At 72.3% G+C, this 14,537-nt stretch carries 13 protein-coding genes; 4 read left to right on the top strand and 9 right to left on the bottom strand.

Features of this window, described 5'->3' with window-relative positions; all coding sequences use genetic code 11:
• Nucleotides 1–48: 48 nt before the first annotated feature.
• Nucleotides 49–1,689, bottom strand: a complete 1,641-nt coding sequence (locus DB033_RS09250) for an ABC-F family ATP-binding cassette domain-containing protein (protein WP_111766418.1) — start codon at nt 1,687–1,689, stop codon at nt 49–51.
• A 67-nt stretch (nt 1,690–1,756) separates the two neighbouring features.
• On the opposite strand from DB033_RS09250, the gene DB033_RS09245 reads away from it, so the two are divergent.
• Nucleotides 1,757–3,043, top strand: a complete 1,287-nt coding sequence (locus tag DB033_RS09245) for a thymidine phosphorylase (protein ID WP_111766417.1) — start codon at nt 1,757–1,759, stop codon at nt 3,041–3,043.
• 148 nt (nt 3,044–3,191) lie between these two features.
• Here the strand turns inward: DB033_RS09245 and DB033_RS09240 are convergent, their stop codons facing one another.
• A complete protein-coding gene (locus DB033_RS09240; RefSeq protein ID WP_111766416.1) occupies nt 3,192–4,292 on the bottom strand; it encodes an adenosine deaminase in 1,101 nt (366 codons plus the stop codon).
• A gap of 75 nt (nt 4,293–4,367) precedes the next feature.
• The gene (locus DB033_RS09235; protein WP_111766415.1) at nt 4,368–5,318 is read right to left on the bottom strand and encodes a helix-turn-helix transcriptional regulator; all 951 of its coding nucleotides are present in this window, start codon (nt 5,316–5,318) and stop codon (nt 4,368–4,370) included.
• Nucleotides 5,319–5,418: 100 nt separating this feature from the next.
• Here DB033_RS09235 and DB033_RS09230 point away from each other — a divergent pair, with 100 nt between their 5' ends.
• On the top strand, nt 5,419–5,826 hold the full coding sequence (locus DB033_RS09230; protein WP_111766414.1) for a VOC family protein: 408 nt from the start codon (nt 5,419–5,421) through the stop codon (nt 5,824–5,826).
• A gap of 4 nt (nt 5,827–5,830) precedes the next feature.
• On the opposite strand, the gene DB033_RS09225 is transcribed toward DB033_RS09230, so the two are convergent.
• The 3 genes from DB033_RS09225 to DB033_RS09215 form a co-directional block, all read right to left on the bottom strand.
• The gene (locus tag DB033_RS09225) at nt 5,831–6,175 is read right to left on the bottom strand and encodes a DUF5655 domain-containing protein (protein ID WP_111766413.1); all 345 of its coding nucleotides are present in this window, start codon (nt 6,173–6,175) and stop codon (nt 5,831–5,833) included.
• A 9-nt stretch (nt 6,176–6,184) separates the two neighbouring features.
• Nucleotides 6,185–7,450 (bottom strand): primosomal protein, encoded by a 1,266-nt coding sequence (locus tag DB033_RS09220; RefSeq protein WP_111766412.1) that lies wholly within the window; start codon nt 7,448–7,450, stop codon nt 6,185–6,187.
• A gap of 188 nt (nt 7,451–7,638) precedes the next feature.
• Nucleotides 7,639–9,066 carry an aminobutyraldehyde dehydrogenase gene (locus DB033_RS09215; protein ID WP_111766411.1) on the bottom strand — a complete coding sequence of 476 codons (1,428 nt, stop codon included), beginning with the start codon at nt 9,064–9,066 and terminating at the stop codon, nt 7,639–7,641.
• A 177-nt stretch (nt 9,067–9,243) separates the two neighbouring features.
• On the opposite strand from DB033_RS09215, the gene DB033_RS09210 reads away from it, so the two are divergent.
• The gene (locus DB033_RS09210; protein ID WP_111766410.1) at nt 9,244–9,453 is read left to right on the top strand and encodes a DUF5302 domain-containing protein; all 210 of its coding nucleotides are present in this window, start codon (nt 9,244–9,246) and stop codon (nt 9,451–9,453) included.
• Between the two features lie 214 nt (nt 9,454–9,667).
• Here DB033_RS09210 and DB033_RS09205 read toward each other — a convergent pair whose 3' ends face one another.
• The 3 genes from DB033_RS09205 to DB033_RS09195 form a co-directional block, all read right to left on the bottom strand.
• On the bottom strand, nt 9,668–10,300 hold the full coding sequence (locus DB033_RS09205) for a TetR/AcrR family transcriptional regulator (protein ID WP_111766409.1): 633 nt from the start codon (nt 10,298–10,300) through the stop codon (nt 9,668–9,670).
• Between the two features lie 99 nt (nt 10,301–10,399).
• Entirely contained in the window at nt 10,400–12,247 is a 1,848-nt protein-coding gene (locus tag DB033_RS09200; protein WP_157970599.1) for a putative bifunctional diguanylate cyclase/phosphodiesterase, read from the bottom strand.
• Nucleotides 12,248–12,439: 192 nt separating this feature from the next.
• Nucleotides 12,440–13,351, bottom strand: coding sequence for a glucose 1-dehydrogenase (locus DB033_RS09195; RefSeq protein WP_111766407.1), 912 nt, complete (start codon nt 13,349–13,351; stop codon nt 12,440–12,442).
• Between the two features lie 481 nt (nt 13,352–13,832).
• Here DB033_RS09195 and DB033_RS20925 point away from each other — a divergent pair, with 481 nt between their 5' ends.
• Nucleotides 13,833–14,537: a GntR family transcriptional regulator gene (locus DB033_RS20925; RefSeq protein ID WP_170315506.1), complete on the top strand. Its 705-nt coding sequence runs from the start codon at nt 13,833–13,835 to the stop codon at nt 14,535–14,537.

The following is a 14,537-nucleotide window of genomic DNA, read 5'->3' as shown; positions in this document are numbered from 1 at the left end:
CCGCTGACCGGGTGTCCGGTGCCCCGATCCGTCACCACCGGCGGCGCCTCAGCGCTCGGTGACGGTCCCGGCCTCGACGTGCCAGCGGCGGTTGAGCCGCACGGCGTCGAGCATCCGCCGGTCGTGGGTGACCAGCAGCAGCGTCCCGGTGTAGCTCTCCAGCGCCGATTCGAGCTGCTCGATCGCCGGCAGGTCCAGGTGGTTCGTCGGCTCGTCGAGCACCAGCAGGTTCACCCCGCGGGCCTGCAGCAGCGCCATCGCCGCCCGGGTGCGCTCACCCGGCGAGGCGGTCGCCGTCGGCCGCAGGACGTGGTGCGCCCCGAGCCCGAACTTGGCCAGCAGCGTCCGGATGTCGTTCGGCGCCCAGTCGGGTACCTCGGCCTCGAACGCGTCCAGCAGGGTGGCGCCGCCGGTGAGCAGCTGCCGGGCCTGGTCCATCTCACCGATCTGCACCCCGGAGCCCAGGGCCGCCGCCCCAACGGAGGGCGTCAGTCGCCCCAGCAGCAGCGCCAGCAGCGTCGACTTGCCGCCGCCGTTGGGGCCGGTGACACCGATCCGGTCGCCCAGGTCGACCTGCAGGCTCACCGGTCCGAGGGTGAAGTCGCCGCGCTGCACCACCGCGTCCCGCAGCGTCGCCACCACCGAACCCGACCGGCCCGCCGCCTGGATCGTGTAGTGCAGCTTCCATTCCTTGCGGGGCTCGGCCACCTCGGGCAGCCGCTCCAGCATCCGCTCGGTCTGGCTGACCTTGGCGGCCTGCTTCTCGGTCTGCTCGATCCGCGACGCCCGCGCGATCTTGTCGTTGTCCTTCTTGCGTGCGATGGCCTGCTTGCGGATGCCGACATCCATCCACGTGCGCTGCATCTGCCCACGCTCCTTGAGCTCGTCCCGCTTGTCGGCGTACTCCTCGAACGCCTCCCGCGCGTGCCGCCGGGCGACCTCCCGCTCGGTCAGGTACGACTCGTAGCCGCCGCCGTAGACGCTGATCTGCTGCTGGGCCAGGTCGAGCTCGACGACGGTGCTGACGCAGCGGGCCAGGAACTCGCGGTCGTGGGACACCAGGACGATGCCGGTGCGGGCGCCGGTCACGAAGCGCTCCAGCCGATCGAGGCCGTCCAGGTCGAGGTCGTTGGTCGGCTCGTCCAGCAGCAGCACGTCGAAGCGGGACAGCAGCAGCGCCGCGAGTCCCACCCGCGCGGCCTGCCCGCCGGACAGTCCCGTCATCGGCATCGTCGGGTCGACGTGGAGTCCCAGGTCGGCCAGCACCGCATCGGTGCGGCTCTCCAGGTCGGCGCCACCCAGGGCCAGCCAGCGGTCCAGGATCGGGGTGAACGCGTCGTCCGCGCCCGGCTCGCCGGCGGTGAGCGCCTCGGTGACCGCGTCGAGGTCCCGTTGCGCGTCGGCGACGCCGGTGCGGCGGGCGAGGTGCCCGGCCACCGTCTCGCCGGCCCGGCGTTCCACCTCCTGCGGCAGGTAGCCGACGGTCGCGTCCGACGGCGACAGCGTCACGCGGCCCTCGACGGGTGTCTCGATCCCGGCCAGCATCTTCAGCAGGGTCGACTTGCCGGCGCCGTTGGCGCCCACCAGGCCGACCACGTCCCCCGGGGCGATCACCAGGTCGAAATCGGTGAACAGGGTCCGGTCACCGAACCCGGCTCCCAGGCCGTCGGCCTTCAGCGTTGCGGTCACGGATCGATCCTGCCAGGCGCGCGGCCCGGTCCCGACCGGGTCTACCGGCCCCGGCGATACTGGTCGGATGAGCAACGCGATCGCCGCCGTCGACGTCATCCGGGCCAAGCGGGACGGCCGGCCGCTCAGTGACGCGCAGATCCGCTGGATGGTCGACGGCTACACCGCGGGAGCCGTGGCGGAGGAACAGATGTCGGCGCTGCTGATGGCGATCTACCTCAACGGGATGACCTCGGAGGAGACGTCCACCTGGACGGCCGCCATGATCGACTCCGGCATCCGGCTCAACCTGGCCGGCATCGGCCGGCCCGTCGTCGACAAGCACTCGACCGGCGGTGTGGGGGACAAGGTCTCGTTGATCCTGGCGCCGCTGGTGGCGGCCTGCGGGGCGGCGGTGCCGCAGCTGTCGGGCCGCGGACTCGGTCACACCGGTGGCACCCTGGACAAGCTGGAGTCCATCCCCGGCTGGTCGGCGGTGCTGCCGGCGGACCGGATGGTCGGCCAGCTGCGCGACGTCGGGGCGGTCATCTGTGCCGCGTCCGCCGACCTCGCGCCGGCCGACCGCAAGCTCTACGCGCTGCGTGACGTCACCGCCACGGTCGAGTCGATCCCGATGATCTCGGCGTCGATCATGAGCAAGAAGATCGCCGAGGGCACCCCGTCGCTGGTGCTCGACGTCAAGGTCGGTGCCGGGGCGTTCATGCCCGATCAGGAGCGGGCGACCGCGCTGGCCCGCTCGATGATGGACATCGGTGCCGCCCATGACGTGACGACAACTGTGGTGTTGTCGGCGATGTCGACTCCGCTGGGCCGGGCCGCGGGGAACGCGGTGGAGGTCGCCGAGGCGGTCGAGGTACTGGCCGGTGGGGGACCGGCCGACGTCGTCGAGCTGACGTTGACGCTCGCCCGGGAGATGCTCGCGCTGGCCGGGCTCGACACCGATCCGGCCGTCGCGCTCGCCGGCGGCGCCGCGATGGACACCTGGCGGGCGATGATCGCCGGGCAGGGGGGCGACCCCGATGCGGAGCTGCCGACGCCGCTGATCCGGCACGTGGTGCGTGCGACCACCGAGGGCACGGTCAGCGCGCTGGACGCGATGGGCGTCGGCGTCGCGGCCTGGCGGCTCGGTGCCGGCCGCGCCCGCAAGGAGGACCTGGTGCAGGCCGCCGCCGGCGTGGTGTGCCTGGCCAAGCCGGGGGAGCCGGTCCGCGTCGGGCAACCGGTGTTCGAGCTGTGCACCGACGACGAGGACCGTCTCCCCGAGGCGGTGGCCCTCGTCGAGGCGGCGCTCACGGTGGCCGCCCCCGGCACATCCGTGACCGCGACCCCGCTGATCCTCGACGTCCTGCGCTGAGCACGATCCGCCCCGAGTCGGTGAGGAATGTGCCCGCTCAGCGGGAACATCTCCACCGGATTCCGATGCGCCGTCGCCGGCCGGGAAGTCGGGGAGGAATGTGCCCGCTCAGCGGGAACATCGCTACCCGAGTCGGGGAGCTTTGTGCTCAGCCGGCCAGCAGGGCCGCGTAGCCGGGCTTGATGACCTCGTCGATGATGGCCAACCGGCGGTCGAAGGGCAGGAACGCCGACTTCATCGCGTTCAGGGTGAGCCACTGCAGATCGGCCCAGCCGTAACCGAAAGCGTTGGCCACCGCCGTCATCTCGCTGGTCATCGAGCAGCCGCTCATCAGCCGGTTGTCGGTGTTGACGGTGACCCGGAACTTGAGCTGGGCCAGCAGTCCCAGCGGGTGCTCGTCGATGGACGGCGCGGCGCCGGTCTGGACGTTGGACGTGGGGCACATCTCCAGCGGCACCCGGGTGTCCCGGATGTAGGCGGCGAGCCGGCCGAGTCGGACGACACCGTCGTCGCCGACGGTGACGTCGTCGATCAACCGCACGCCGTGCCCGAGCCGGTCGGCGCCGCACCACGACAGTGCCTCCCAGATCGACTTCAGCCCGAACGCCTCGCCCGCGTGGATGGTGAAGTGCGCGTTCTCGCGGCTCAGGTACTCGAAGGCGTCCAGGTGCCGCGAGGGCGGGAAACCCGCTTCGGCGCCGGCGATGTCGAAGCCGGCGACGCCGCGGTCGCGGTAGTTCACCGCCAGCTCGGCGATCTCGCGCGACCGCGCGGCGTGCCGCATGGCGGTCAGCAGCGCACGGACGACGATGGGGTGCCCCTGCTGGGCGGCCATGGCCTCGCCGTGGGCGAACCCGGTCAGCACCGCCTCGACCACGGTGGTGATCGGCAGGCCCTGCTCGGTGTGCAGCTCGGGTGCGAACCGCACCTCGGCGTAGACCACGCCGTCGGCGGCGAGGTCCTGCGCGCACTCGGACGCGACCCGGATCAACGCCTCGCGGGTCTGCATCACCGCGACGGTGTGCGCGAACGTCTCGAGATAGGTGACCAGGTCGCCGGAACTCGCCGCGGTGACGAACCAGTGCGCGAGCTCCGCCGGCGTCTGCGCCGGCAGCTCGTGCCCGATCCGAGCGGCCAGGTCGATGACCGTCGACGGGCGCAGGCCGCCGTCCAGGTGGTCGTGGAGCAGCACCTTCGGTGCCCGGCGGATGGTCTCGCTGGTCAGCTCGAGGCCGTGATGGGGTGACATCCAGGCACCGTACCGCAGTGACCCCGGGCGTTCGGCGGACTGCCGGGGAACCGTGGGATCACCGTCCGGAGTTGGTCAGCGGTAGCGGGACGCGAGCTCCCGGCAGGCCTCCCGCAGCGCGGCGGGTTCGGCGTCCCGGACGACCGCGTCGAAGGAGCCCAGGAGTGCGGCGATGCCGTTCCACGACCATGCGCCCATGGTCACCCGGCTGCTCGTGGGGCCGATCGGCTGCACCCTGGTGCCGCCGGGCGCGAACCGGGCGATCAGTTCGGCGGGTTGCTCGACGACCGCCGACCCCTGACACGGCCAGTGGTCGAGGTTGTCGCCGCGGTCGGGGAGCGTACTGAAGTACGCGGCGACGTCACCGCCGGGGATGGTCCGGCGGTCGAAGCGGGGACCGTTCGGCGTCCGCAGCGTCAGCAGGTCCAGTCGCACGGCCCGCCACCCTCCACCGGTCGGCTCCCGACCGAGCAGGCACCACCGACCGGCCCACGACACCAGATGGTGCGGCTCCAGCGTCGCCGCGGGACCTGGTGCGGCGCCGGTGATGTCGTACCGCAGCGTCTCCGTGCGGTGGATGGCGGTGGCGACGTCCCGCAGGACGGCCGCGTCCACCGGCGGCGGCGCCAGGTCCCACAGGTTGGTCACCGAGGTGATGGTCAGGCCGGCGACCTGCTGGCCCAGCCGTCCCGGCAGCACCTGCAGCAGCGTGGTCAGCGCCCGGGCCGCCGCGGCGTCCAGCCCGACGATCGACCGCGGTGCCGCCTGCAGCGCGACGGCCACGGCCATCGCCTGCTCCTCGTCGAAGACCAGGGGTGGCAGCCGCCGCCCGGTGCCGAGCCGGTAGCTGCCGCCCGCCCCGCGGCTGACGTCCACCGCGTACCCCAGGGTCCGCAGCGCGTCGATGTCGCGACGCACCGTCCGGTCGGACACCCCGAGGGCGGTGGCGAGGGCCGGTCCGGTCCAGGCGCCGTCGCACTGCAGCAGGGACAACAGCTGCAGGAGCCGGGCGGAGGTGGTGGCCATTCCCCGATCATCCGCGCAGAGCGGACATCCTGCGTCCGCTCCGGCTGCGACGGTGGCCATCGTGCGGGCACGACGTCCGCCGGCCGTCGAGAGGACCACCATGACCGACCGTTCCGGATCGCAGATCGACCACCTCAACGTCGCCGTCCCCGACCTGGACGCGGCCGTCGCGTTCTACGAGCCGGTACTGGCCACCCTGGGGATCGTGCGGATCCTGACCATCCCCGCCTTCCCCGGCCAGCACGCCATGGTCGGGTTCGGCTGGGCCGAGGTGAAGCCGTTCTTCTGGCTGCTGGAGAAAGGGGTGGTCGGTACCGGGATGCACCTCGCGTTCACCGCCGGCGACCGCGGCGAGGTGGAGGCCTTCCACCGGGCGGCGATGGCGGCGGGGGCGACCGAGGAGCTGGCGCCCGCGGTCCATCCCGAGTACCACGCCGACTACTACGGCGGCTTCGTCACCGACCCGCTGGGCATCAGCCTGGAGGCCGCGTGTCACGCCCCCGGGTGACCGGTCAGCGACGGTGGTAGGACGCGGCGAGCCACCCGCGGACCTCGTCGTCCACGTCGGCGACGGCCGTCAGTCGCACCCGCTGGTTCCACACCCCGGACGACAGTTGTTGCGCCGTCGAGAACCTGGGTGACGTGTGGCGCCGGTCGGTGACCAGGGTGACGACGAGGCCGTCCGCGTCGGCGTACACGGCCAGCACGCCGGCCCCGTCGGGGCGGACGACCTGCACCGCCGACTTACGGAGGCGGATCCCGATCGGCCCGAGCTCGGTGACCGCGGCGAGCAGCGCCTCGTAGACCGCCGCCGGTCCCGGATCGGAGGTGATCCGGGGCCAGGCGGCGTCGCTCATACCGACGGGTCAGACGTCGGCGGGAGCCGAACGCTCCGGGTGCCAGTCGAGGCCGGCCACGAACGACTCGACGAGCACGTTCCAGGCGGTGACCTCGTCGGTGAACGGCGGGGTCGGCTGGATACGGTTGGGGTCCGGCCGCAGGGTGGCGTTGATCAGGAAGCCCAGCGGTGAGGAGCTGCCCAGTGCCTCGGCGGTCTCGTCGTCGCCCCGGACGGCGGCCGCGTCGACCAGCAGCTCGACAGCCAGTTCGAGCTGCCTGCGGTCGACCGCACCCGGACCCTTGATCAGCTGCTGCATGAGACCGTCGAGCTCGTAGGTGTTCTCGGGACCGACGGCGATCTCCAGGTCGCCGGTGGCGGCCTCGTCGCGGACCTCACCGAAGACCTCGAGGTTGGCCATCGTGTGGTTGACCGACGCGTCGGCCAGGTAGGTCGCGAGCAGCTCGGTGTCGGTGAACATCTGGATCCGGCCGTTCTCCGCGAGGAAGACCGGGTCCTCGCCGAGGTAGCAGCGCAGGGTGTAGCCGGTGACGCCGTCGACGGCGACCGAGATGCAGTCGATGCCCAGCTCGTCCCAGAACTCCAGCTCCGCGGCCCGTTCCAGTTCCGGCGCCGCCTCGGGCGCGGCGTCGGAGACCGCCACCGATCCCTCCGCGTCGCTCAGGGTCAGCTTCGACACCGAGGCGAGCTCGGCCTGCGCACGCGCGAGCGCCTCGGGGTCGACGTCGGGGGTGGTGACGATGGCGTCGACGGCGTCCACGACCTCGTCCCAGCGCGCCACGACGGCGGCGCCGATGCCGTCCCAGAGCTTCTCGCCGGTGCGGCCGGTGAAGGCGCTGTCGCCGAGCGGCAGTACCTCGAACCCCTCGGTCGACCCCAGTACCTCAAGCACCACCTCGAGGTCGCAGACCTCGGCCAGCGACCGCAGGATCGCGACGGTGTCGGCCAGTTCGGCGACGGTCCAGATGTCGGCGGGACCGGCGACGAGCTCGGGGACGCCGACGAGATCGATCCTGCGCTCGTCCGACGGCTCGAGCTCGTCGACGAGGGCGTCGGGGACGTCCGCCCAGTCGGGATGGTCGGCGAGGTCGTGCTCGGTCTCGGTCCGGATGAACGCGGCGAGGTGCGCGGTGTCGGGGAAGGCGTACAGGAACTCGCCGTGGCCGAGGAAGGCCTCCCACTCCTCGCCGTCCTCCCGCCAGCGCGGTGCCCACAGGGTCACCAGGTTGCCGGCCGTGAGGCCGAGCTCGATGGGCACGATGTCCGCTGCCACGTCGTGGTCCTTTCCGTGCTGTCCGGGGCTGTCGGCGAGTCCCGCGGTGATCGCGTACGGACGGTCGGGACCGCCCGTACGCCCGTTGCGCCCACGGAGCCTACCCAGTACGACCATGCGTCCCCGGTGCGCCGCCTGGGGCGCACCGGTGGATCGTGGCAGGGCCGCCGCCGCCGGCGACGTCCGGTTCAGCCGATGGCGCTCATCACGTGCTTGATGCGGGTGTAGTCCTCGAAGCCGTACATCGAGAGATCCTTGCCGTAACCGGACTGCCCGAAACCGCCGTGCGGCATCTCGGCGACGAGCGGGATGTGGGTGTTGATCCACACGCAGCCGAAGTTCAGGCCCTTGCTCATCCGCATCGCGCGGGCGTGGTCGGTGGTCCAGACGCTGGAGGCCAGGCCGTACCGGGTGCCGTTGGCCGACCGCAGCGCCTCGGCCTCGTCGGCGAACCGCTGGACGGTGATGACCGGACCGAAGATCTCGTTCTGCACGGCGTCGTCGTCCTGGCGGAGACCGGAGATCACCGTCGGCTCGAAGAAGTACCCGCGGCCGCCGAGCGCGTGGCCCCCGGCGTCGAGCACGGCGTGGTCGGGCAGGCGGTCGACGAAGCCGCTGACCTGGGCGAGCTGCGCGGCGTTGTTGACCGCGCCGTACAACGCATCGGTGTTCGACGGCGGGCCGGTCACGGTGTTCCTCGCCTGCTCGGTGAGGGCGGCGACGAAGTCGTCGTGGACCCCGGGTGCACACATCACCCGCGTCGCGGCGGTGCAGTCCTGGCCGGCGTTGAAGTACCCGGCCATCGCGATCGCCTCGGCGGCGGCGGCGACGTCGGCGTCGTCGAACACGATGACCGGCGCCTTGCCGCCGAGCTCCAGGTGCACCCGCTTCACCTGGGCCGCAGCGGCTTCCGCGACCTGGATCCCGGCCCGGATGGAGCCGGTGATGGCGACCAGCCCCGGCGTCGGGTGCGACACCAGGGCGCGCCCGGTGTCCCGGTCACCCGTGACGACGTTGAGCACGCCTGCCGGCAGGAACTCCGCCGCCAGCTCGGCGAGCAGCAGGGACGTGACGGGAGTGGTGTCGGACGGCTTGAGCACCACGGTGTTGCCGGCGGCCAGCGCCGGACCGATCTTCCAGACCATCATCATCAGCGGGTAGTTCCACGGCGTCACCTGTCCGACGACGCCGATCGGTTCCCGGCGGACGAACGAGGTGTGACCCGCCAGGTACTCGCCGGCGGCGCGCCCCTCCAGCACCCGGGCCGCTCCGGCGAAGAAGCGCAGCTGGTCGACGGCCGGCGGCAGTTCCTCGCTGGCGGTGAGCCCGCGGGGTTTGCCGGTGTTGGCGACCTCGGCGTCGACGAATTCGTCGGCGCGGGCCTCGAGGGCGTCGGCGATGCGCAGCAGTGCGAGCTGCCGCTCGCCGGGGGTCGTCTCGCCCCAGGTCTGGAACGCGGTGGCCGCGGCCGCGTAGGCGGCGTCGACGTCGGCGGGGCCGGAACGTGGTGCGGCGGCGTAGACCTCGCCGGTCGACGGGTCCACGACGTCCATCGTCTCGCCGGAGGCGGCCGGGGTCCGGGCGCCGTTGACGAAGTTCTGCAGGGCCAGCGTCATGACTGTTCTCTCCGATTCACGGCGGCCGACGGTCACGGCATCTCCGGTCCGCTCCGGCCGCTCGACGGTTGTGCCGAGGGTAAATGACTCGCCGCCACCCGGCTCCGGCGGTGATGATGACCGGGTCCGCACCGCGGTCGGGTAGCGTCGCGACCGCCCACTGCCGAGGAGGCCACCATGTCAGCCAGCGCTGAGAGCACGCCCGACGAGACCGTCGGGACCGACGCCGGGCCGGTGGACCAGAAGGCCCGGTTCAAGGCCGCCCTGGAGCGGAAGAACGCCGCCAACCACGCGCGCAACCGGACCACCGCGGACGGCGACAACCACGTGTCGGGCGATTCGCACGCCGCGGGTGCCAAGCGGGTCTTCCGCCGCAAGTCGGGCTGACCGGGCGGCGCCCGTCCCGGCGGCACCTGGTCATCGGCCGGAGTGCCCCGGCGCGGCGCCCGTCGTGGCCGCCGGCCCGTCGTCTCCGCCCCGCGGGGGCGACGACCGTCGCCCCCGCCCGGCCCCGGGGCGTTGCCGGTCGTTCCGCCCGGCAGGATCGGCCCGTTCGGACGTCTCCGTGACCGGGACCGCGGTCCCGCGCGCGGGACCCGGCTCAGCCGTCCCGGTCCGTCCGGGCGGCACCGTGCCGGGCCAGGTCGGCGGCGACCATGTCGACCAACCGCCGGCTCTCCGGCATCTCCCGGCGCGCCAGGTAGTCGATGACCACCCCGGTGAGGCTGGTGGAGACGAACGCCGCGAGCAGCGGGCGCGGCAGGTCCCAGGTGATGTCGTGCAGCCGGGCGGTCTCGATCAGCCACAGTTCCGCGTTGAGCACGAGTTCGGCCTGCAGCGACGACGACGACCCCGCGGCCACCCCGACGGTCGGATCCACTGCGGCCGCGGACCGGATCACCATCAGCGCGTTCTGGATGTCGACGTGCTCCTCCACGACATCCAGGAAGCTGTGCTGTGCGGCGCGGATGGACTCGAGCAGCGAGTGGTCGCTGTTCATCGAGGCGTCGATCGCGGTGCCGAAAGCGGCGGTCATGAAACGGGCGATCTCGACGAAGACGTCGTTGACGGAGCCGAAACGGTCCGCGAAGGCGCTCTCACCCACCCCCGCCGCGGCGCAGATCGCCGGCACGGACACCCCTTCGATCCCGTGCCGGTTGACCAGCGCGGCGGTCGAGCGCACGATCCGCGCGGCGACGTCGTGACGCCGCTCCACTTCCGATGGGTCGGGCATTTCCACACCTCGAGACGCGACGCAGGATCCCCGTCAACCTACCCGCCGCGGCACGCGCGCCGTGGGTGCCGTCGCGCACGGACGGGCGGGGCGTGACGCTCACGCCGCCGGTGACGTACCGCCCGGTGCGGCGAGCCTGCGGGTGATCGTGTCCGCGCTGCTGGGCCGGCTGTAGAGGAAACCCTGCAGGAGGTGGGTGCCGGCTGCGGTCAGGTAGGCGGCCTGGGCCTGCGTCTCGATGCCTTCGCTGACGACCGTGACGCCGAGTTCGTCGGCGATGGTCAGCACGGCCCGGGTCAGCGTCCGGGAACGCTCGTGATCGGGCAGTCCGGCCACGAGGGACCGGTCGATCTTCAGGTGGGTGACGGGGAGGTCCACCAGCCGGGACAGCGAGGAGTAGCCGGTGCCGAAGTCGTCGATGGCCAGCGGGTGCCCGGCGGCCCGTAACGCGGCGAGCGCGGCGACGGCGCGGACGTCGGTGAGATGCTGTTCGAGGATCTCCACACCCAGGTGACGGGGGTGGAGGCCGACGTCGGCGAGTGCGTCCCGGATGACGCCGGGGAGGTCCGGCGCGACGAGCTCCCGGGGACTGAGGTTGCACCACACCGTGTCCGGTGCGGTCCCGGGCGCGGTGTCCCGCCAGTGCCGGAGGTCGGTCAGGGCGCGGCGGATGACCCAGTGCCCGATGGGCACGATCACCCCGGTGCTCTGGGCGAGATCGATGAAATCCGCGGCGGCCACGAGCGTGTCGCCGGGACGCTGCCAGCGGAGCAGGGCCTCCACGGCGACGACGGTCGCATCGGGGGCCACGATGGGCTGGTAGAGCACCGTGAGCTCCTCACGCCGCAGCGCGTCGAACAAGCGCCGTTCCAGGGAATGGCGCCGGTGGCCGTCGAGGTGCCGAGGGTCGCTGTGCGTGACGGTGCCGCCGGGTCCGAGGGCCTTGGCCTCGTACATGGCCATGTCGGCGTCGTGGATCAGTTCCGCCACCGACGGCCGGTCGGTGGTGATCGCGACACCGATGCTGGCGGTGACGGTCACCGACACACCCTCCACGACGATCGGCCGCGCGACGGCGGCTCGGATCCGGTCGGCCAGCACCGTGGTGGCGGCGGTGACGTCCGTCCCGGCCGCGGGGAGGTCTTCGCAGAGGACGAGGAACTCGTCGCCACTGAGCCGGGCGACGCTGTCGCTGTCACGGACGCAGGCGCGCAGGCGCAGGGCCACCTCGCGCAGGACGGTGTCGCCGGCGACGTGTCCGTGGACGTCGTTGATCGCCTTGAAACCGTCCAGGTCGACGAACAGCACCGCCACCGCGGAACCCCGGCGGTGGACGGCGCTCAGCGCGTGGAAGACCATCTCGTGGATGAGGCCGCGGTTGGGCAGCCCGGTGAGCTGATCGTGGAGCAGCTTGTGTGTCATCCGGTCGTGCAGCTCGCCGGCTGCGGCCGAATCCACGGCCAGCACCAGGTAGGAGACCGCCACCTCGGCGAGCGCCCGGGCGGCTGTCTCCATGCCGGGCGGCAGCTCGCCGTCGGCCACCCAGAACAGGTCCAGGGTTCCCCAGCACCTGCCCCGGCTCATCAACGGCACCACCAGCACGGAGCTGATGTCCGGGGAGCCGGGGGCGGCCGCGGACGACAGCTCCGGCCATCGCATCTGAAGCTCCGCGGCCGTGTCGGCGCGGATCACCGTCCCGGTGCTCATGGCGTCGCGACACGGACCTTGCTGCAACGCTTCCTGCAGCCTGCTGAAGCCGGTGAACTCGGCGGGTCGCGCCCAGACGAACCGGCACCGGCCGTCGCGCACCGCCATCACCGCCGCGCCGTCGACCTCCAACGCCGCGACCGCGGCCGAGCACAACCCGGTCAACAGCTCGTCCGGGGTGGCTCCCTGCGCCGCGCGGGCGGCGAGGTCGCCCAGCGCCCACACCATGTCCGACAGCATCGACTCCACCGCCCGGCGGCTTGCCCGCTCGACCGCGGACCCGCCCCCGGCCGTGTGGGTTACATCGAGCCGAACCACTGAACGTGGTCGCGAGGATACTCACCGCGACAGTGGTGAGCTCCACCGGACCCAGCGCGCCGCCCCGACGGCGGGACGCCCGGACACGGACCGTGGTCCGTGTCCGGGGCTGCGTCACGGCGTCGGCATGCCTCCGTCGACGTGCAGGGTCTCGCCGACCACGTACGACGACTCACCGCTGGCCAGGAAGACGAAGGCCGGCGCCAGTTCGGCCGGCTGCCCCCAACGACCCAGGTAGGTCTGCTCGCCCGCGCTGGGCAGGTCCTCGGGCTTCTGCCCGCCCGCCGGCTGCAGCGGCGTCCAGATGGGGCCGGGCGCCACGGCGTTCACGCGGATGCCCTTGGGTGCGAGCTGCGCTGCGAGGCCCTTGGCCAGGTTGTTCACCGTCGCCTTCGTGGCGGCGTAGTGCACCAGGTGCGGGGACGGTGCGTAGGCCTGGATCGAGGTCGTGTTGATGATGGTCGACCCGGGCACGAGGTGCGGAACGGCGGCCTTGGTGATCCGGAACGTGGCGTAGACGTTGGTCTTGAAGGTCTCGTCGAACTCGTCGTCGTCGAGGTCGGTGATCGAGTCGACGTTCTGCTGCTTGCCGGCGTTGTTGACGAGGATGTCGAGTCCACCCAGACCTTCGACGGCCTTGGCGACGAGTTCCTCGCACCAGGCCTTCGAGGTGATGTCCCCGGGCAGCGCCACGGCCTTGCGGCCGGCGGCCTCGATGAATCCCACGATCCGCTGGGCGTCCACCTCCTCCTCCGGGAGGTAGGAGATCGCCACGTCGGCTCCCTCGCGGGCGAAGGCGATGGCCACCGCGGCACCGATTCCGGAGTCACCGCCGGTGATCAGCGCCTTGCGGCCGGCCAACCGGCCGGAGCCCCGGTAGGAGTCCTCGCCGTGGTCGGCGGGCACGTTCTCGGCCATCTCCGCGTCCGTGCCGGCGCCTTCGAGGTACTGCTCGTCCGGCTTGCGGTCGGCGTACAGCTTCGTCGGGTCCTGCAGGGTGTACTGGTCGGTCTTCTGATCTGTCATGACCCCTGGTTACCCACCGACGGGCCCGATCACCGTGTCCCGGGGGCGACGCGGCCGCATCGCCGGGCGTGATGCCCGACACCCGGTCCGGGACGAGAAGTGCACCGTGGCAACGTCGGCCGGGCCGGGACCCGCCCCGCGGGATCCCCACCGGCCGGCGGCCCGGCGCCCGGCTCACCGGACGGCGGCGCGGCGGTGGTCACAGGAGTCGACACGCACCGCGGGACCCGCCCGGTGCGTCCGGTGCGCCGTGCGTCCGGTCGGCCGTGCTTGCGGAGGTCGCGTGCGCCGGCGAGCGGGCCGGGCCCGTCGGTGCCGGTACGGCCCGGTCCCCGAGACTCCCGCGCGCACCCCCGCGCCGGTCCGGTCGGGTAGAAATAGGTCGCAGGACAGCGGAATCCGCATGTCCGGGGCGCCTCGCCGCGGTCGGGCAGGTCGGCCGTCGCCGGAGGGCCCACGGGGGGCGATCGGAAGGAACGCGGTGCGGACACCGGGCAAGCGCGAGTTGTTGGGCGGCGCCGTCGTCGGGGTCGTGCGGGACCTGATCCTCAGCGGTGACGTCCGTCCCGGCGAGCGGTTGGGTCTGACGCGGCTGTCGGAGTTGATGGGGATGAGCACCACCCCGGTGCGCCAGGCCCTGTTCCAGCTGTCCCAGGACGGGTGGTTGGTCCACGAGCCGCACCGGGGTTTCTGGGTCGCTCCGCTGGACCGTGCGGACCTGCGCGACACCTACCACGTGTGGGCCCACATCGAGGGCGAGATCGCCACCCGCGCCGTCCAACGGGCCACGACGGCCCAGTTCGCGGAGGTCCGTGCCCTCAACAGCGCCCTGACCGCGCTGGAGGACCACCACAGCCAGACCGCCCTGGACCTCAACGAGCAGTTCCACTCCGCGGTCCACGCGGTGTCGGGCGCCCACCGACTGGTCTGGTTCGCCGATGTGGCCATCCGGTCGGTACCCCTGCGGTTCAACGAGGCGTTCCAGAGCGTTCCCGGCTGGGCGGAGGTCAACCGGCACGGTCACACACCGATCGTCGAGGCGATGGAGGCCGGCGACGCCCACCGGGCGGGCGAGTTGATGGAGGACCACTTCGTGCGGACCGGTGAGCTGCTCATCTCCCAGCTGGACCAGTTGGGCCTGTGGGCCGGCCCGGCATCCGCCGGCGCCGGCCCACAGGACGGGTGA

Source organism: Nakamurella deserti, assembly GCF_003260015.1.
Taxonomy (GTDB): domain Bacteria; phylum Actinomycetota; class Actinomycetes; order Mycobacteriales; family Nakamurellaceae; genus Nakamurella; species Nakamurella deserti.
The sequence above is the reverse complement of the archived record's forward strand: the minus strand, read 5'-3'. Positions and strand labels throughout refer to the sequence as shown.

Bases quoted from the DNA above. Each gene is read 5' to 3' on its own strand.
- DB033_RS09245 (WP_111766417.1), top strand. From the start codon at position 1,757: ATGAGCAACGCGATCGCCGCCGTCGACGTCATCCGGGCCAAGCGGGAC.
- DB033_RS09240 (WP_111766416.1), bottom strand. From the start codon at position 4,292: ATGTCACCCCATCACGGCCTCGAGCTGACCAGCGAGACCATCCGCCGG.
- DB033_RS09235 (WP_111766415.1), bottom strand. From the start codon at position 5,318: ATGGCCACCACCTCCGCCCGGCTCCTGCAGCTGTTGTCCCTGCTGCAG.
- DB033_RS09230 (WP_111766414.1), top strand. From the start codon at position 5,419: ATGACCGACCGTTCCGGATCGCAGATCGACCACCTCAACGTCGCCGTC.
- DB033_RS09225 (WP_111766413.1), bottom strand. From the start codon at position 6,175: ATGAGCGACGCCGCCTGGCCCCGGATCACCTCCGATCCGGGACCGGCG.
- DB033_RS09215 (WP_111766411.1), bottom strand. From the start codon at position 9,066: ATGACGCTGGCCCTGCAGAACTTCGTCAACGGCGCCCGGACCCCGGCC.
- DB033_RS09210 (WP_111766410.1), top strand. From the start codon at position 9,244: ATGTCAGCCAGCGCTGAGAGCACGCCCGACGAGACCGTCGGGACCGAC.
- DB033_RS09205 (WP_111766409.1), bottom strand. From the start codon at position 10,300: ATGCCCGACCCATCGGAAGTGGAGCGGCGTCACGACGTCGCCGCGCGG.
- DB033_RS09200 (WP_157970599.1), bottom strand. From the start codon at position 12,247: ATGCTGTCGGACATGGTGTGGGCGCTGGGCGACCTCGCCGCCCGCGCG.
- DB033_RS09195 (WP_111766407.1), bottom strand. From the start codon at position 13,351: ATGACAGATCAGAAGACCGACCAGTACACCCTGCAGGACCCGACGAAG.